The 18,179-nt window shown below is 36.3% G+C and carries 27 protein-coding genes; 1 reads left to right on the forward strand and 26 read right to left on the reverse strand.

The window, feature by feature from the left end; translation table 11 throughout:
* Positions 1-12: 12 nt before the first annotated feature.
* Genes ACIGHG_RS23530 through ACIGHG_RS23575 form a run of 10 tightly spaced genes read right to left on the reverse strand, consistent with a single transcriptional unit; the run spans position 13 to position 7,935 of the window.
* A complete protein-coding gene (locus tag ACIGHG_RS23530; RefSeq protein WP_396550833.1) occupies positions 13-441 on the reverse strand; it encodes a hypothetical protein in 429 nt (142 codons plus the stop codon).
* Positions 442-813, reverse strand: coding sequence for a putative minor capsid protein (locus tag ACIGHG_RS23535; protein WP_396550835.1), 372 nt, complete (start codon positions 811-813; stop codon positions 442-444). It abuts the gene before it with no gap.
* Positions 814-815: 2 nt separating this feature from the next.
* On the reverse strand, positions 816-1,196 hold the full coding sequence (gene yqbG / locus ACIGHG_RS23540; protein WP_396550837.1) for a protein YqbG: 381 nt from the start codon (positions 1,194-1,196) through the stop codon (positions 816-818).
* Between the two features lie 5 nt (positions 1,197-1,201).
* On the reverse strand, positions 1,202-1,534 hold the full coding sequence (locus tag ACIGHG_RS23545) for a YqbF domain-containing protein (protein WP_396550839.1): 333 nt from the start codon (positions 1,532-1,534) through the stop codon (positions 1,202-1,204).
* 11 nt (positions 1,535-1,545) lie between these two features.
* Complete coding sequence (locus tag ACIGHG_RS23550) at positions 1,546-2,472, reverse strand: phage major capsid family protein (RefSeq protein ID WP_396550880.1); 927 nt, start codon at positions 2,470-2,472, stop codon at positions 1,546-1,548.
* Between the two features lie 30 nt (positions 2,473-2,502).
* Complete coding sequence (locus ACIGHG_RS23555) at positions 2,503-3,705, reverse strand: XkdF-like putative serine protease domain-containing protein (RefSeq protein WP_396550841.1); 1,203 nt, start codon at positions 3,703-3,705, stop codon at positions 2,503-2,505.
* Positions 3,706-3,762: 57 nt separating this feature from the next.
* On the reverse strand, positions 3,763-4,680 hold the full coding sequence (locus ACIGHG_RS23560) for a phage minor head protein (protein WP_396550843.1): 918 nt from the start codon (positions 4,678-4,680) through the stop codon (positions 3,763-3,765).
* Positions 4,677-6,239 carry a phage portal protein gene (locus tag ACIGHG_RS23565; protein ID WP_396550845.1) on the reverse strand — a complete coding sequence of 521 codons (1,563 nt, stop codon included), beginning with the start codon at positions 6,237-6,239 and terminating at the stop codon, positions 4,677-4,679. The genes ACIGHG_RS23560 and ACIGHG_RS23565 overlap by 4 nt, the downstream gene beginning before the upstream one ends.
* A gap of 3 nt (positions 6,240-6,242) precedes the next feature.
* Entirely contained in the window at positions 6,243-7,721 is a 1,479-nt protein-coding gene (locus tag ACIGHG_RS23570; protein WP_396550846.1) for a DEAD/DEAH box helicase family protein, read from the reverse strand.
* Positions 7,705-7,935, reverse strand: coding sequence for a DNA translocase FtsK (locus tag ACIGHG_RS23575; protein ID WP_396550848.1), 231 nt, complete (start codon positions 7,933-7,935; stop codon positions 7,705-7,707). Before ACIGHG_RS23575 ends, ACIGHG_RS23570 begins: the two co-directional genes overlap by 17 nt.
* A 155-nt stretch (positions 7,936-8,090) precedes the next feature.
* On the opposite strand from ACIGHG_RS23575, the gene ACIGHG_RS23580 reads away from it, so the two are divergent.
* Positions 8,091-8,927, forward strand: a complete 837-nt coding sequence (locus ACIGHG_RS23580) for a tyrosine-type recombinase/integrase (protein ID WP_396550849.1) — start codon at positions 8,091-8,093, stop codon at positions 8,925-8,927.
* A gap of 7 nt (positions 8,928-8,934) precedes the next feature.
* Here ACIGHG_RS23580 and ACIGHG_RS23585 read toward each other — a convergent pair whose 3' ends face one another.
* The 16 genes from ACIGHG_RS23585 to ACIGHG_RS23660 all read right to left on the reverse strand — a co-directional run bounded on the left by ACIGHG_RS23585 (position 8,935) and on the right by ACIGHG_RS23660 (position 18,167).
* The gene (locus ACIGHG_RS23585) at positions 8,935-9,864 is read right to left on the reverse strand and encodes a phage terminase small subunit-related protein (RefSeq protein ID WP_396550851.1); all 930 of its coding nucleotides are present in this window, start codon (positions 9,862-9,864) and stop codon (positions 8,935-8,937) included.
* Positions 9,865-10,023: 159 nt separating this feature from the next.
* Positions 10,024-10,254, reverse strand: coding sequence for a hypothetical protein (locus ACIGHG_RS23590; protein ID WP_396550853.1), 231 nt, complete (start codon positions 10,252-10,254; stop codon positions 10,024-10,026).
* 143 nt (positions 10,255-10,397) lie between these two features.
* Positions 10,398-11,621: a site-specific DNA-methyltransferase gene (locus ACIGHG_RS23595; RefSeq protein ID WP_396550855.1), complete on the reverse strand. Its 1,224-nt coding sequence runs from the start codon at positions 11,619-11,621 to the stop codon at positions 10,398-10,400.
* Positions 11,622-12,004: 383 nt separating this feature from the next.
* Positions 12,005-12,880, reverse strand: coding sequence for a hypothetical protein (locus ACIGHG_RS23600; RefSeq protein WP_396550856.1), 876 nt, complete (start codon positions 12,878-12,880; stop codon positions 12,005-12,007).
* Positions 12,881-12,943: 63 nt separating this feature from the next.
* On the reverse strand, positions 12,944-13,132 hold the full coding sequence (locus ACIGHG_RS23605) for an ATPase (protein WP_396550858.1): 189 nt from the start codon (positions 13,130-13,132) through the stop codon (positions 12,944-12,946).
* 462 nt (positions 13,133-13,594) lie between these two features.
* Complete coding sequence (locus ACIGHG_RS23610) at positions 13,595-14,092, reverse strand: sigma-70 family RNA polymerase sigma factor (protein ID WP_396550882.1); 498 nt, start codon at positions 14,090-14,092, stop codon at positions 13,595-13,597.
* A gap of 139 nt (positions 14,093-14,231) precedes the next feature.
* A complete protein-coding gene (locus tag ACIGHG_RS23615; protein ID WP_396550860.1) occupies positions 14,232-14,414 on the reverse strand; it encodes a DUF3954 domain-containing protein in 183 nt (60 codons plus the stop codon).
* A gap of 24 nt (positions 14,415-14,438) precedes the next feature.
* Positions 14,439-14,807: a hypothetical protein gene (locus tag ACIGHG_RS23620; RefSeq protein WP_396550862.1), complete on the reverse strand. Its 369-nt coding sequence runs from the start codon at positions 14,805-14,807 to the stop codon at positions 14,439-14,441.
* Positions 14,808-14,811: 4 nt separating this feature from the next.
* Positions 14,812-15,357: a Holliday junction resolvase RecU gene (locus ACIGHG_RS23625; protein ID WP_396550864.1), complete on the reverse strand. Its 546-nt coding sequence runs from the start codon at positions 15,355-15,357 to the stop codon at positions 14,812-14,814.
* Between the two features lie 30 nt (positions 15,358-15,387).
* Entirely contained in the window at positions 15,388-15,537 is a 150-nt protein-coding gene (locus ACIGHG_RS23630; RefSeq protein ID WP_396550866.1) for a hypothetical protein, read from the reverse strand.
* 38 nt (positions 15,538-15,575) lie between these two features.
* Positions 15,576-15,731, reverse strand: a complete 156-nt coding sequence (locus ACIGHG_RS23635; protein WP_396550868.1) for a hypothetical protein — start codon at positions 15,729-15,731, stop codon at positions 15,576-15,578.
* Positions 15,732-15,752: 21 nt separating this feature from the next.
* A complete protein-coding gene (locus tag ACIGHG_RS23640; protein WP_396550869.1) occupies positions 15,753-16,328 on the reverse strand; it encodes a dUTP diphosphatase in 576 nt (191 codons plus the stop codon).
* A 21-nt stretch (positions 16,329-16,349) separates the two neighbouring features.
* Positions 16,350-16,802, reverse strand: coding sequence for a hypothetical protein (locus tag ACIGHG_RS23645; protein WP_396550871.1), 453 nt, complete (start codon positions 16,800-16,802; stop codon positions 16,350-16,352).
* A complete protein-coding gene (locus ACIGHG_RS23650) occupies positions 16,799-17,245 on the reverse strand; it encodes a hypothetical protein (protein ID WP_396550872.1) in 447 nt (148 codons plus the stop codon). The genes ACIGHG_RS23645 and ACIGHG_RS23650 overlap by 4 nt, the downstream gene beginning before the upstream one ends.
* Before the next feature lie 101 nt (positions 17,246-17,346).
* Positions 17,347-17,814 (reverse strand): hypothetical protein, encoded by a 468-nt coding sequence (locus tag ACIGHG_RS23655; protein WP_396550874.1) that lies wholly within the window; start codon positions 17,812-17,814, stop codon positions 17,347-17,349.
* A gap of 23 nt (positions 17,815-17,837) precedes the next feature.
* On the reverse strand, positions 17,838-18,167 hold the full coding sequence (locus ACIGHG_RS23660) for a cell division protein SepF (RefSeq protein ID WP_396550883.1): 330 nt from the start codon (positions 18,165-18,167) through the stop codon (positions 17,838-17,840).
* Positions 18,168-18,179 lie beyond the last annotated feature (12 nt).

Below are 18,179 nucleotides of genomic sequence, written 5' to 3' on the forward strand. Positions count from 1 at the left end.
ACTGTATCACTCCTATTCTAAAATTAATCGAACTTGCGTTTCAGCTACTTGCTGCATACGAGGCTCTGCACGATCTAACGCACGAGCCATGATGTTATACCTTGCTTCCAAAGGAGCAGCATAAGTCACATCGGATCCAGTTTCTAGCTTTGTACTTGTTGTAGATTCTGTTAATTCATGAACTACATCCGCTTCCGTAGCAACACGCTCACCCTTACCACTTTTATTTGTATAAGGAATGGTAGTCAAATAACCAATAGAATTAATGTAAAGAGAAGTATCAATATGATCGTCCTCTTGTGTTATTACTTTTGCTTCATCAGCCCAAACCCTTCCAGCTGCTTCCACTGCATTTTTTCGTGCTTCTTTCAGCTTTCCTGGTATTTGCTGTGCGAATTGGCGTGCTTGTGGATCCAAACATACTTTAATGTTAATTGCCATTTAATCACGCTCCTTTTGCAGCTCTACCTCATAGTGATGAAGTCGTTTTCTTGTATATTTCGGCCCTAATTCTTTAACTTCGTATACACCAGATAAAATAGAGGTGTCGTTCACATCTCTTATATCCTTTATTTTGATTGTTTCGCTTATTTCTTGCGGAGCAGCTATATAAAGAATAGGTTGAATAATAACATCAATAGCATTATCGTTCTTTTGGATTTTCTTCTTCATTTCATCAAATCGGCAAGGAATATCTTTTATTTCTTCTTCACCATAAATATCACGACCATATTCATCCTGGCCAATAACAGCATTTTGTTTTATGAAAGTGCATCGATGAATAAGTAGTCTTTTAAATGCTCTGCTGCTCATGATTAAATACTCCTCATACGCAATTGAGTTGTTCCACTGCGTTTTTTATCCTTAATCCATTTACTGAGTAATCTTGAGACATTCGGCTTTACATAACCAGTTGTTTGCTCCGAATAGTTTCCGATCCGCTGCGATTGCACTTGCTCATGTGCTGCTTCATCAGAATTTGTAAGAGCATAGTATTGAGCCAATTTCAAACATGCAATTTCTACAACTTCCGGAATGGTTGGATACTTCTCTTTATCATCAAAGTCTACCGATGTATCCTCAAAAATATCATTCTGCGCTTCTACAATATCCATTTGAAGAAGCTTAGGATCTCTTTCCTTTACTTCATCAAACATCGTGTAATCAATAAGTTGAGCAGGGGTAATAAGTGGCATAACTATTACTCCTGTACTTGGTTTTGTAGCTCAAGAATCAATGCAATACGCTCTTGTTCATTTTTTGTTTCTTGAATGAAGTCACCTTTTGTAAGAGAACGAATGATTGATTCTTGTTCATTTTTCTTTAATGCTTTGAGGTCCTGCTCCGTGTATTTTTCACCATCAGATTTTAAAAGGGAGGCATGTGTATTATCATCTGCCTCCCATAATTCGAACTGCTTATTTTGTTTTAAGTAATCGTATACTTCTTCATTTACTTTTTGCTCTACACCATCAACAAACCTATGATCTAGCACATCATAGGTTTTACCTTTAACTAATTTTGCATAATACATAAGAACCCTCCTTATTCTTTAACTTTAATAACTTTCGCTACTGCATCTTCTTCTTCAAATTTCGTATCGATTTTTGCTGTTAAAACAATAATAAATTTACGTTCACGAATATCTTTATCTACTTCAATGCTAATATTACGGCTCATTCCTACTAGGATATTCTTTGGATGTGTCAATATAATATCTGAAACAGTGTTTGTAGTATCTGTATATGGTTGCAGCATAGAAATACCTTGAACACCAACACCATAAGCATTAGCTAATCCACCTTCTAAAGCTGCATCCCCTAAATTCGTTTGTCTATTGGCTACTTGGTCTTTCCACTCAAGCTCTAAACCAGTCGATGTATAATATCTCCATTCACGTGGATTTCTTAAATATTTTGCAGGAACGGCTTTGTAAGCTCTTTTGAAAACATCTTTTGAGAAAGCACCAGATGCAAAATCAACAACATGTGATGTAGATTGTTTGCGTAGTCCATCTAAAAGTGCTAGATATGGATCAGTTGAAGACTTATCACCGTTAATAATTAACTCTTCAATATCAAGTGCAGCACGTTCAGCGATCATTTGCATAATTGAATCTTGAAGTTTATCTTTTTCGATGTTATTTTCCAGTGTATCGTAAGTAATATTTACTTCTGCAATAACTTCTTTTGCGTTTAATTTAACGGTACTTGTTGTTGGTACAGCACGATCTTTATCTGCTAGTGCAACACCTTCTGCACCTGGTCGTAAAATACGAGAACCAAATCCGATTTTTTCTACTTTACGAGAATCAGAGGACATTGGAACAAAACGAGAATCTTTAATAATAGTAGGTGCATTTTGTACCATTCTTAAAAATTGATTTGACTGCTCTGTATTCATTAATCCCCCAGCAGAGAGTGAAGCAAGCGTTACTGCTGCTTTTTCGATGATAGATTTATTTGATAACATTGTCATAATTTATTTCCTCCTCCTAGTGACTTATAAAAGGCCTTCCCAGACAGATTTTTGTACTGGTTGTGGCTCTTCATGTTTCTCTTCCTGTTTACTGATACCACGAGCGGACTCAACTTTATCTAAACGCTCTGATAATTGTCCTAAAGCAGATTTAACAACTTCTTCTACTTGTTTTACAATTTCATTTCCTTCTTCCCCACCAGTACCTGGATCTTCTCCTTTTTCCAATTTCTCCAAACGTTCATTAATAGGTGCAGTAGCAGCTTTAACTGCTTCTTCTACTGTTTTTGTAATATCTTCTAGTTTCAATTCAGTTTCCTCCTCATCGCTTACGCGGTCTTTAATATTTTGTAATGCTGTGAATGCAGCTTCAATATCTTCCATGTTTACACCACTTATTTTCTTACCAGCTTTTTCAATTTCTGCTGCAAGAGATATATTTGGTTTAATTTCTAATGCTTTCGCAATAGCAACATCTCCGCCTTCACGGATTTCTTGGATAATTTCCGAAAAATCTTGTATTGCAACTAACAGACGATCAAAATCAACTGCTTCTGACGTATAATTATCCCATTTAGAACCATAATAAGCGTTTTCTAAGCTATCCCAAGCAGCCCATACATTACGATATTGCTGATTCTTTGCATAATTATCGCGCACTTCACCTTTCATGATTGAAGCGCCATTAAAAAAAGCCCCCATATGTTTCATAAAGGACTTAAACATTCCATCTTCTGTTTTCGAAATTTCTTCTTTTTCTTCTACCTCAGCAAGCCCGGCCATGCTATAACCAGTAATTTCACCTTTTTGGATTTGCTCCCAAATTTCATCAGTAGCTTTGGTAACGATAACCCATGATCCCTTTTGAACTGTTTGGCCATTTACTTCAAAGTCAGCAGGTGCGATGTAACTTTCAACTACTTCACCTGCTCCCGCTTCAAAATCATGCTGTGTATCAATATTACGGGCATCTGCAATAAACTTATGAGCAGCTTTTTCAATCTCTTCTGCAGTCATAAAATCATTATGAGCATCAGCTACACCTGGTTCATATACAACGCCATATACAAGCTTCTGCGGATCATCTGACTTAACAAGCAGCTTCACTTCTTTCTGAAATGTAGGCTTTTCGGCAGCTTTTGTTAAAAAGAACTTACGTTTGTTTGCTGCTTTATCAACATAAGAAACATGTGTGATTTCTGCATTTTTCAATTCTCGTACTGTCAACTTAATTCACCTCCTCCCAATGAACAAATAAACATGCCTATTACAACGTTTTTACTTTTAGGCATTATTAATTCTCCTTTCAGCGAGATATTGTTCTCTTATAGCTTCTTTATCTTCTTTACTTAAACGCAATGTCTTACCATCAACAACTGGGAAAATGACACAATTACAGTTAATACGTTCCGCAGCAGACAACTTAGGTTCACGTGGGTACATGCATGTTTCGGTAGAATCTGCAATCTCAAATTCTTCATCAACTGTTGCTTCCACGCTGTCCATTTTCACATGATTTGCACGCGGATCACCTTCCTGCCTGTCAGTATGCACCCACATCTTCCCTGTTACAGCAGGACTTTGACTATAACTTTCTTGTTGTGCCATGCTTAGCGCCGTTAAAACCTCATTTTGTGCAATACTAGACGCCCTGCTTCGATTGAATACAGATAGATCTTTAATAAGAGTAGCAAGTGCAGAAAGTGTTAAATTCGATGTTATAGCACTTGCAATCGTACTTATAATTCCATTTCTAGTTGTAAGAAATAGAAAAGCCGCTAATTGTAGCGACCAATTACTTACTTCTGTTTGAATTGTTCCCGATAGTTCTTCAAATAAAATGTCTGGATCAACTGCCTCCATGATAATTGCACATAATACTGCTATTATGACCATGAATGTTTCTTCGGTAAGAGTGGACATGTCTGCTTCAAAAATATCATTTATAAATAATTCCTCTTCGAAATAAGTAAGCAGTGCATCTGTTACGACTTCATCGGCTTCTCCATATTGATTAATAGCATCATAGTAGTATTTCATTTGTTTTCTAAGCAATTTGGCTATTTTCTTTTCATATTCATTCATAAAGGTCTGTAAGTTGTCTGCCCCTGGCATATCTTCAGGAAGTTCCTGCGCTATATCATCTTCAGCTGCTTTTACAATACGATTTATAGAAAGGAGCAGCTTTTTTAATTTGTTCATTTCGCATGCAACTCCTCTAAATAATCCTGTAAGTTTTTAAGAACGTTGATGATATCTTTATCATAAGATTTCGCCACAGGAGTAGCTGCTCCATCTATAACTGCAGGTGAATTTATAACCGGTGACTTATTTGCAGCAACGAGTAATTGGAATGGCTTATCATCAGCTCCCTCATATGTTAAAGGTTCCAGATCCTTCCCAAGAATTTCAGCTGCTAAATCCCTTAAATCATTTGGAACTATACCGCCACCATTTAATAATGGAATAATCGCTTTCGCTTTTTCAATTGGATCACTTGTATTTGGTCCTTTTAGCGTGATAGATACATAATGCAGTTGCAACGATTGGCAAAACATTGTTGTCAATTTGCCAGATAGTGCATTCCTTTGAGGGACGAATACCTGTTCTTCTGTTACTTGCTTTGCAGTTTGTGCCGTTGCCTTATTATAATCCTGTGACTCACCTGTATATAGAGGTGGTAAGCGAAAAGCAGAACGTAGCTTATCTCTTGTTTTCGTATCATACTCCAAGAACAATGCATCTTGTTGCAGCATTTCTGCTAAAGATTTAATTTGCACTTTAACAGGAGTTATATCTTCTTCCCCCTTAAAGTTCTTGGATTCTATCCCTTCTGCTTCAAGCAATAAGAATTTATGAGCATTATCAACACCCTCGACACTCTTCATATACTCTTGAATCTCATTGAATGAGGAATCTGTTAATTGACCATTTTCTACAATTACTGCAGCAGGAACATGTCGCCCTTGTTTAAAATAATAATAGTTTAATTCTTCTGCTTTTCTAGCACCATACAAAGAAATAATATTACCCAAATATCTAGGTTTCCCGTAAGCTTCTGGACCAATCTTGAAGTGAATAACCTCTGTTGCAATATCCTCTTCTCCAATAGAAGTAGCATCTACCACAAATTCACCAGTATTTTTATTTAAAATACGTGGATCTCCATATTCTTTAAAGAATACCTTTTTATTCCCTCGTATTTGCACAAACCTTCTAAAACGCTTTGGAACAGTAATACTTTTCGGTACATTATTTTCCATTACAACAAAATCTACATTTACAGGAGAAGTATATTTAGTAACTCGAACATCTGTACAATCCATATATTCAATGCTGCAGGGCTCTCCTCTTCCATTACGCAATACTTCTAAGTAACCACTTCCCGTTTTCTCTCTATCAGCTAAAGCCCAGGATAATATTGTTTCTGGGATTTCATCGAAGTTAAGGTATTTTAAAAAGAAACGTAATCTTTCCCATTCTACATCTGCCTTACTTTTTGTTATTTCATCCGCAGCTCTATAATCGAATGCATACTGTGGAGTTAAACCAAATTGCACAATATTAGTAATATATGCTTCTATACATTGCTGTAAGATAGTAGAATACTCTGCAATCTGCTTTAATTCTCGTATGCTATATGGCGGTTGTATAATATCATCACTCTCATACATTCCCTGAAAAGGATCTTCATATATTTGTTGAGTAGTAGCAGATGCACCTTCTGTTTTCACTACTTTTACGCGTACTGTATTAGACAATGTTTATACCTCCCTTCTCTTTCTGCTTCGATTTGGACGTACAGAACGATCACGTTTTCTTGGATAGAATGGAGCGAATGCCATTACAACTGCTTCAGCCCTATCCGGTGACTTTAGTCCACGGTCTTTCATAGCTTTTTTTGGTTCAATTTTTATACGGCCATCACTAGTAATTTGATACTTCCGTACAGATAATTGTGCAATTAAATCTTCATCATCTGGCAATGAAACTTCTTCCAAGCAGTTATCTTTGAAATGACCATACATAACACTTACAATACACGCATATTCAGCATTCCCGCCTGCTGCAAAGTTAATAGGTATTACATCAATGGGATAATCATTCTCTGCAACAACTTCTTTCAAACGGTCTGTAACGCCTCCACCAACACCCGTATCATCAATACGTATTGGTATGCGCTTTTCATGACGTTCACACCAGGAGAAGTACTGTTTCGCTTCTTTTATGAGCAAACCAGTGACATACATTGTATCTCTTTGGTGATGGACTTGTAGCGGCAGCAACTTCCATCCACGCCTTGTCGCTATAATTGTTTCATCTGAACCAAAACGAGCAACGTCGCAGCCAATTTCTACAACCGCTGTATCCGGAATAATTTCTTTTACTGTCGCTTCTTCCGTTTCATCACCTATAATTTCAACTTTGTATACTTCTCTCATGCGTGCTGCTTCTGCACTTTCTAATGAAATAAATGCATCTGCTTCGCCTCGTGGAAACTCACCTTCAACACGAACACGATATACGTCTGATCCTTCACCATATTTCTTTTTGAGCATTTCAATATTTTCTTTGCTTGTTCGTGGTGAATCCATACTTGAAACCTTATGCGACTTATACATAGCACGGTCTTTATTATGAGAATCAAAAAAGACCCCACTAGTTTTAGTAGGGTTCCCACACATAAATAATTTATTTTCTGCACCAGATAAGGTACCTAGTATAGCTTCCATGATGTCGTCAGCAATACCAGATGCTTCATCACAAATAAACAACATATAATCTTCGTGGAAACCTTGCATATTCTCTGGGCGGGTTGCTGTTTTAGCAGTCGCAAACCAACGATCTTCGAAGCCTTTCATGTATATCTTCGTTTTGGTCCACTTTAATAACTCGCTAACTTTAGAAGTATTAAGCCATTTGGCTATCTCTGCCCAAAGTACATCGTACAGCTGCTGCTTTGTAGGTGCAGTACAAATAACCTTTGGATATGGCCGACAACAAAGGAACCAAATAACAACCCATGATTCCATTGCCGTTTTCCCTACACCTTGCCCAGAACGAACAGAAACACGAGGATGATTTGCTATATCATACAAAACATTCCGCTGCCATTCATCGGGTTCTGCTTCTAGAATATCCTCTACAAATGCAACTGGATCATCTACATATATTTCAAGTAACTGTGTCATCATTTCTTGAATGACTTCTTCATCTGCTGCTACATTATACGGAATCGTCATCCTTACACCTCATTAACACTTTTCTAGGCATACAAGTTTCATAAGAATCAATTATTCCTTCCGCTTCAAGACGATCGATTATGCGTGCAGCTGTTACATATCCTACTTGAAATTTCATTTGTATTTCATAAAGAGATACTATTTGTGAGTTCATCACAAAATGTTTTATCTCTTCATAATAACGATTTGCTAAAAAATTAGATGAACCCTCCAAAAGTAATCCCTCTCTTTCAAAAATAATAATTGCGTGTAATTTATATTACACGCTATAATGTAAGTAATACGAAACGCAACAATGCAGGTTCATGGGATATAGGCCTGCATTTATCTAATAAAAAATATTGCGTGTAATTAAAAGGAGTGTGTTTCATGCATATCTTAAATGAATTTATCGATCACGAAATTGATAGAGGAAAGAGTCCTCAAACAACTCGTAGTTATAAATACAAATTAACTCAGTTTGAAAAATGGTTAGATACTGCCGGAGCAGATTTGTATTCCTTCTCTCGTTCCGATGTTCAGCAATACATAGATAGTCTCACAGCAAAAAAGAAAAGTGCTGCAACGATCAATGCACACTATGCAGCTCTAAGAGCCTTTGCTAGATTCACCAAGAAAGAAGAATGTATAAACGATATTCGTATTGTCAAAGCACCTAACTTATATCGCGAAGCACCAATTGCCCTGGAACGAAAAGAAGTACTGCGTATAATGCGTGAGGTAGATCGCAGCCATAATAAACGTGACATGGCCATAATCCTTACTCTCATATATACAGGGATACGTGTTTCGGAACTTACTGCATTAGATAGAGATGATATAGAAATATCCGATCGAAAAGGAATCCTTACTGTTCGGCAAGGTAAAGGGAACAAAGAACGAAAAATACCACTTCATAAAGAAGCGCGTCGTGCAATTGAACTTTACCTAAAATCAAGAGAAAGTACAGCAGATCCTTTATTCCTTAGTAACCGACAAAAACGCATAAGCGTTCGCTCTGTCCAAAAAATTTGTAATGACTATGGTGTGAATGTTCATAAGTTTCGCCATACATTTGTGACAGACTTAGTAGACAATGGATATGATGATAAAACAATTCAAACAATGACAGGACATGAAAGCCCGGCCATGATTACCAGATATCGAAGTGTTCGTGAAGAAGATAAAATAAATGCAATTGAGTCTTTATATATGGATAAAGATTAAATAGCGATTAGGATTCGTTCCTTTTCGCTTTTCTTTTTGCAAAAACCTCTTCCAAACTGCCCACCCATGTTTTTGACTGGTTGTTTTTGTTGTTGTCTGCACCTTTTTCTTTTTCCCACTTCTCTTCTAAGATAGCAAGCTTTCTTTCCTCTATTTCTTGCTTACGAGGAATTGTATTTGTTAATTGATGAAGCAGCTCTACTGCTTTTTGTTTTTTACTTTGTATCCTAGTCAGCGCTTCTTCATGAGCCAGTACAGCTGAAATCCTATCTACTTCTAATTCTTCTATGCTCTGCTCTATCATTTCATGCTCGACTTTTGTCATACTTTTATATCCGCCTTGCAGCGGGTCTTCAACTTGTATGACTTTTTTAACTGGCGTGCGTGCCTTTACAATCCGCCTCTGTACGGGCGTTAACCCCTCACGTAATGCTCTAATGCGTTTCATAATGAACATTTCACGATACGTATATAATTGAATGGCATCCATACACTCTTTGACAGGATCTATTTCATCGATTTGCAGTAATTCTCGTTCCTCTTCATCTAGAGCATCTTGCCATAAACTTCGGTATTCACCTGTTTTAACAGCATTCCCATTTCGCAGCGGAGCAGCACCGCCCTTATTTCCTACCGCATTTTTATTTCCGGTAGGGGCAGCGCCACCTTTATTTCCTACTGCGTTTTTATTACCAGGTTGCCCACCTTTTTGTTTAGGAGCGTTCCCTTTACTAATAAGAGCGCTCTTTTTATCATTAGGAGCGCTCCCTTTTAGTTCATCTTCCCATTTATCCTGCGCTTTCCATTTTCGAACTGTATTCGCAGGAACTCCAATTTGTTTTGCAATATCAACTAATTTATTTTCTTTTCCGGACTTTTCATTATCCAACCATATTTTTTTGGCCTCATCCCGTCGAGGATCTCTTTTTCTAGCCACCTCTCATATCACCACCTCCTACACATACCTTCGAGTTTGAGTTTGTTTCATTACAAATCCGTGGATTCATCTACTTCCTTAGCATTTCTCACACAATATAATAGGATTAACACGCATCCGATGGGTAATGTTAACCAAATCATACATTCACCTCTTATCTTATAACTCTTCTTCACGCAGTTTCTTTTCTAATTGCAGCAGCTGCTCCAGATCATTAACCGAACTGAATTTTATATTCCCTTCACGCAAATCTTTATACCACTGTGCAATAGCTGCTTTTACTACTTTTTGATAAGTACTGCGGTCTTTTTGTTCTTCCTCATATGCTTGTAATTCTTCAATTAAAAGTTGATTTTCTGCATTTGTTATATCTAAAAGTTGAGTTTTCATTGAAACAATCCCCGTTTCTCATTATTATAGAAACGATAGAGATAGTGACAGCAAAATAACGTGGCCACGTCAAAGCACTATCTCTGTTGCAAGGGATTGTTCTCTTGCTTATGAAAAAGAGGAGTATTAGGATGCCCGTCCTTTTACTCCTCTTTTATTGCTTTTTTACCTGTTAACTCTTCCCAACGTCTTATAATTACATCACAATACCTTGGATCATACTCCATAATGTAACAAGAACGGTGTAGTTGTTCCGCTGCAATTAACGTACTTCCACTCCCGCCAAACGGTTCAAATATGATATTCCCTTTATGTGATGAATTTTGTATCGCTTTTGCTGGTATACCGACAGGTTTCATTGTAGGGTGTTCTCCATTACGTTGCGGTTTATCAAATTCCCATACAGTAGTTTGTTTCCTATCGCTATTCCACGTATGTGCAGCTCCTGGCTTCCAACCATATAATATAGGCTCATGCTGCCAATGGTAATCTTGCCTTCCCATAACAAACGTATTCTTAGCCCAAATAATGCACTGTTTCAATAACCAACCAGAGTCTTTTAATGCTTTACGAAAATTCACACCTTCCGAATCAGCATGACAAACATAAATAGCTGCTCCTGGTCTAGTTACTTGAAGCATATTTGTATACGCATCATATAGGAATTGATAAAACGATTCATCATCCATCTGATCATTCGCAATGGTAAGAGCGTCCTCTGTTTTCCCTTCATAATTCACATTATAAGGAGGGTCTGTAAATACCATATCAGCAACTTTACCGTTCATAAGTATTGATATGTTTTCTGTATTAGTACTATCGCCACACATAAGACGATGAGAACCTAATAACCATACATCACCTTTTTGACAAATAGGCTCTTCGGTTGCTTCTTCTAGTGCTTTCTCAACATCGAAATTATCGTCTTCTGCTTCTTCGTGTGAAATTTCCAGGTCTTCTATGTTCAAGTCTTCAAATAGATCCTCTATCTCTTGAAAAGTAAATCCTGTTAATTCTACGTCGATTTCTTCTGTTGATAATTCTTGCAGCAACTCTCCTAGAGCATCATAATCCCATTCGCCACTAATTTTATTAAGTGCGATATTTAACGCTTTTTCCTGATTTATATCTAGCTTAACAACAGAAACTTCTACTTCTTGTATCCCTTGTACTAACAGGACTTTAAATCGTTGATGGCCTCCTACAAGATTTTTTGTATTTTCGTTCCATACAAGCGGCTCTACATAACCAAATTCCGCAATAGAACGTTTTAATTTCTCATATTCAGCATCACCAGGTTTAAGATCAACACGCGGATTATACGGTGCTGGATTTATATCTGTTACACTTATTTTTCTAATTTCCACGGGTTTCACTCCTTAAATAATCACTTCTTCTTTTTCTTAGTTCGTGCGGAACGTTTCCGTTGCTTTTCTATTTTCTGCTGCTCCTGTCTCACCAAAAAGGAGCATATTAGATATATAGAAGTAGCACCGCATATGGTAGTTATCAACTTTAGCATGCTATATTTCTCCTTTTATTGCTTCTGAGCTACATACCAAACATTACGATTGAGATGCAGCTTACAAACAATAAAAATACCGTCACTCATAATAAGTGACGGCCATAATGATATAAAAAAAACATATATGGGTATTTTTTACCACCCTCCCAAAAAGAGGGGATAAGAATATATGCTTGTCCTTCTTTAAATGTCAAAAAAAGCACCCGTATTGGATGCTTTTGTATACTAATCTAAATCTCTAGTTGCAATAAAGCGACGAACTTCGCCACGTCTGTTATAGACCTCATTAGAGATCGTTTCAATAGCTGTTATAGGTAGTGTATAAGTATTTATCCCGTTGATACTAAAACGCCTAAAATCATTTCTAGATAACGATTCAGAAACACCATCATCATCCCAGTAGTTAATTTCAACAATATCTTTTCTGACCAAATTCACAAGACTCTGTGCGATAGGAGAATGGCGTAAATCGCCTTCGCCTCCACGTCCAGGAGCTTTCAATATAATTTCATGCATGCTACTTCCGTCATCTGCCCAACCATCTTTCCAACGACGATTTATTTCCTCGTCTTCGAATATTTGAGCGTCTTCTGAAATATATCTTCCAGTCTCAAACAGTCTTACTCGTAACATTGTGATTCGGTAATTGTTGAAGATATTTGCGAAATCTTCATCATCTACTAATCTAGTTGTGTCTAAATAATTAAAGGTTGCATTACATACATCTGCAAACGCTTGGCTCAACATTAATGACAGCCTCACCATATTTTGATCTTTCGATAGATTGTTAGGTGGATAATCTCGATGTTGAACTAAAAGGCGTTTTTCCTGAAGATCTAATGAAACATAAGTATTTAAGTATGGAGCAACATCAGGAATAAATGAATTTTTATCATCATCTACTGAGCTGATATTAGCAGAATACTCTTCACTCAAACAAAAAGTAATTAAATCATTTGAATAACCTACATCCGATGTAATGCAAAATTCAAATCCGTGTTCGCCAGGTTGCTTAGCTGTATTTCTAAGATGTTCATATAATTGTTGACCATGTACCGTTAAATCATCTGGGTAAATTACTTGATACACTCTAAAATCCACTAGACATACCCCCGCTATATAAAATAAACACAGGTATATTATACCAAGTAATAAGGTATTTTGTCATTTTTCTAACAAAATAGACAAATCTGTAATATCAATCCAAGTTTCATAACCATCTTCAAATTCTACTCTCACTTCAATACCATGTTTTCCTTCTTTTATATCTCGAACTATACCAGATTTTCCGTATAAATCTAAATTGAACCTCGAAATAATTTCTACTTTATCATTAACACGAATATTATTCATTTTGATTCACCTCATAATGTATTGATTACATGTTTTCCTTAACTCCCTTTTTTTATACAAACCATAAAAAATACCGTCACTCATAATAAGTGACGGCCATGAAACTAGGAGGACATATGCACAATATGGAAGGTAGGAATCCTTTAATTGTATAAAGGTGTTTCCGCACCTCTTTGACCTGGTACTTCGGAAAGGGGTAATGGAGAGGACCAAGTACCAGATCAAAGAGAAGCAGAAGCTTCCCTGCGTTTTTGTCGCTTAAATAATCTAATTTTCGTTATTCGTGAGTAACTACTATCAAATTGCTCTAAACGATAAACAAATTGTGTATTGTAAAAAAAGATAGCCCTCACGATTCATCTATATACGCAACATGGGGACTTGATTCGGAAACAAGCGTTCATATATAGGTGGCATTATGACGACAAATTTCGACATTTTTTTCAAATACATACCTGAATATCAATCAAACAGACAAAAAATACTTTCATTTATACGTTTTGCTATTTTTTCTTCTGCTCGATTCAAATGTTGCTGAACAGTAGTTCTTTTCACTTTTAAATAATTAGCAATTTTTTCCTGTGTCAATCCATACCCTCTAGACATTACATATATTTCCTTTTCTCTTGGTCTCAGAACAGATAAAGCATCTTCAAGCGCCATACGGTCTCCTTCCGAAATAACACTTTCTTTTTCTTGCTTATCCCATGAATATTCGGTTTCTGTACTACGCAAATACCGTTGCATAATAAGTGGGTCACACGCTTTTTCTCTTTGATATGCTGCTCTGCGCTCAATGCCTCTTTTGTTACCTGGTTGTTTAGCTTTACGCATCCATTCTAATGCATATTCCATATCACTAATCATACCTTCTACTATCTTTTTATCTTCAACAGCTGCTGCTTTTGTTTTCTCCAGCTGTTTGAGGGTTTCTTTATATTCTTTTATTAATTCTTTCATATCCTTTTCATCTTTAATTGATTTCTTCATGTGCACTTCTCCCTTTTATGCAAATAAAAAAGGACGTTGACTATATAGAAGACAGGCATAAATATTCCTAGCTTCTAATAATCAACGTCCTCCAGTTTTTCTGGCCGGACTATTTAATTTTTAATGTTGATTTCGTACTAACACGATCTATTACACCATTTACCCAATATGCGGTTTGTTCTCCAAATCCGTCAGCTGGTGGATCGATGCGAGTAATCTTTCCATTTCTCACTATATAAATAGCATTCTCTTTTATATCAATTTGAATGTTTTTAGCTGTCCCTATTTCCATGTTATTTTTCCTTTCTATTAACAATTAGATACGTGAAATTTTATTACCCTTGCCTTTATATCCGCGTGCCGACATCTGTTTTGACAATGTCCAAACGTTGCAACCGAATAATTCCGCAATTTTTTTATATGTTACTCCATTCTCATTCATCGCTGCAGCTTTCTTACAAATCTGGTCCCAATCAGCCTTTGTTTTTGCATAACACTTTGATTTTTCTTCAACTGTTTTGCCACCTAGGTATGTACCAAGACGATTTAGCTCTTGGCCATGTACACATTCAATTGCACATGTTGAAAGGTCACGATTCTTTACATTCTTCTCACAACCTCTGCAATAAGTGTCCATAATATTATTGATTCTTATACGTACCGCTCTTTTATCTACTTTCGTCACACTATCACGCCCCTGGTGATTGAATATCGGACTTGATAAGTATACGGTCTATTACTTCTATATAATCGATTGGCGCGCGATATGTAGTTTTAACGGGATATGCTCTTTCATCAAATACTTTACGAGGTATGGATTTTCTCCCTCCGTTCTGTGCTGCAGTAACATATTCTTTAATAACTGAAAATGGTACAAAGAATATTTCGTGAGATTTACTAAATTCAATTAGGAAGAAACAAATCGCTCCCATACTTTCAACCAGGTCTAAGTGTTTAAATTGATGATCTTTAATATTGTCCAATGGAAATCTTGTTGTTTCTTCTGTTGATTTTGCTTCAAAATGAACTGCTCTCCCTTGATACACTCCATCGTAATCTACTGTCGATTTCTTTTCCCAAACACTCTGTAGAATGATTCTCCCTGTTTTATCAGTTCTTAAAACTTTTACTGGTGTAGGACGTTTGATGATACTAGCAATCTTTAAATTTTTGTATACTTCATTAGAATTTGTTATAGCTATTTCAAAGGCATTACCTCTATTGTTGTATCCCATATCTCTCATTCTTCCTTTCTCTCACTTATTTCAATTGTGCATTTCAAAAATATGGCCAAACGATCTAACATCTTTTTCTGTTATGCCGATGGAATGTAATTCCCCATTCATTTTGAACCAAAGTAGAATTTCTCCATTTTCGTTCACATCAAATTCGTATTCATAATTATCAACATGCATACCAATTCCCCCTTTTCATACAAAATTCAAATTTGGTACTATTTAAATTTCCGTGCAGCACCTTGCACTACTGCGCCACGCGTTAAAAAGTTTCTAACAAGATATAAAGCTTCATCTTCATCTTTTGCATTGATTTCTACATTCATAATTCCACTCATAGGCGGGATCTCATAATAAACGATAAATGGGTACATTATTCATCTACTCCATTCGAATTAATATCCTGTATCCTGGCGAATGAAATTCTCTTCGTTTTTCTTTTCATACGCTTTGACAATATCGTCAAATGTAAATCCGTACAGATAGCAAATACGAAATAAATTACCGAACATTCTCTGTAAATGAAATACTGTTCTAGACATATCACCATAAGTGCACCATGCGGATTTCGCTCTAATTGCATCATCGATATACCATTCAAATAACAAATTCACATTGCTTGTGTTCTTACGTGTCATATTTTGTTTCTTGAACTTTTCTACTAACTCACGACGATTAGTATGTTTGTTTAATTCAATTACTATATTCATTAAAAAATGCAGTCCATCTACTAACTCTTCTAATAAAGCCCCTTTATTTGGAATATTATATTTCGTACTCCAAAATTTAAAACTACGTGTTTCGTTCCAGGCCTCGTTTATTTCTATAATTAGTGAACGAAATAACATATCTAGTTTATCGGTCTTTTTATACGCAATACGTTTATCTAATGCTTCTTGCATTGTAAATAGATGACCCAAATCGAATTTTAAATATAAATGATCCTTCGTAATCACTTGCAATGTAGTCATGGCTCTTCCTCCTTATTTCAACTAGTTAACAGTTGCGTATGTACCTTTTCTAAAATCCTTAATGATATTCCCATTCTGATCGTAATAGGCTATTTCCCAACATGGATTAACATTAAATCTCTTAGGGGTACCATCGAACACGACATATAAATTTTCCTTATAACTACCAACGATATAACCCATCTTGCCAACTACTTGTACACGCATTCCTAAATGCGCAAACAAAATTTTTCTTCGTTTGCACATTTTACGAAACGCTTTTTCATCCCCGAACATGCTTCTAATATCAGCAATTCCTTTGTACTTGCAGTTAATAAACTTCTTAAATCCTTCAAATGGCATTTCAATAAAATCACTTTTAAGCTGCTGATAATACTTATATTTTGCATCTTCTTCATTAACAGCATTGATAATGCTTTCACGCTTCCAGTTTTCAAATTTCATCGATAATTGGTATTTGAAGGTTCCGTTCATAAGTCACATTCCTCCTGGTCAATATCAAGACGTTGCTCTGCAAAATAACGTGGCATCAAATCAGCAGCTTTAATTGTCATTAATAGATATCCATCCTCTTCATTTCCAAAAAGAACAGTTACTTCACCTTGCTTATCTGTTCCTGTTTCTACATGGACCCGCTTTCCTTCTTTAGTAATTCCAATATCGTAAGGACGAAACTCATCGATCTCTCTATTAAACTTCCTAAATACACGATTTCTTTTTTTAATATCTATTTCTTTTTCTTCTTCATATCCAAACTCAATAGCAGCTGCTAATTTAACAATGTTGTTATACGCTAGTTCATAAGTTTCATTTCTTTGTAAGATAATTGCCATCCAACGCGCTTTATCCTCACCACTAATTTCTTTAGCTTTGTCCAAGATCTCTACAACCGCTTTTGATAATTGAATTTTATCCATGTTAATTTATCCCCCTTATTTATTTTTGAATTTTATCCATAACTCTCAACCAGACGGCAAGCGCAAGACAGAATATTATGAATAATATTTTCATAATTTCTTTATCCGCACATGTCTTCTGCTGCAAATACAAGTTCCAATTCTTCCGCTTCTATTTCAAACGTTTCATCTGAGTTATTAACTGCTACTATAACTATTTTGGTTTCCGGATTTTGTCCTAATACCATCAATGCAAGAGAATCATTATTCACAAAATCTCCGATATGAAATTCATTATTTCTTCTTCCTTTAGCAGCGAAGACACGGCGGCGTTCTTCCCTTTCTATTTCTTCCTCTGTTGCTCTGCGGCACTTATCTGCATAAAACCATCCTCTATCACCAGCATTAATTACACTGTCATTTCCCCAAGTTCCAAAGATTTTAACGCGTTGTTTTTCAAGATCTGCATAGACATGCTCAACCTTAGCAAACGTTGTATAATCCTCCATTTCACATACTACCCATTCCCCCATCTCAAATGGAGATACAACAATAACTGGTACTGGAACCGGCATTACAACTACTTTCATCTTTCTTTCCCCTCTCAATATGGTTATTTCAAGTAATCTATGACTTTGCTTGGTCTAAACTCGTTATCTAAGTAAATTCGCATTACAATTGCTTCATTGGAATCCCTAGCAGCCTTGCAAAGTTCCTCTGCTGCCTCCCAAGTGAATCCCTTATATGTCGCTCTGTTATAGCGCCATATCGCTGTTACATAGTCTATAAATTTATCAAACCGTGAATCCACTGATACGGAGCGAGGCAGCTCGTCTGCGCCCCTGGCATCGCTTGTAACTTTAGCGAGGACATCAGTGAAGCTCACCCGTCCTGGCCGTTTTTTTATATGTGCCTGGTTTATATCAAAGCTATATGCTCCTATTACAAAAGAATT

This window comes from Bacillus sp. NPDC077411 (genome assembly GCF_044543425.1).
Classification (GTDB): Bacteria; Bacillota; Bacilli; order Bacillales; family Bacillaceae_G; genus Bacillus_A; species Bacillus_A bruguierae.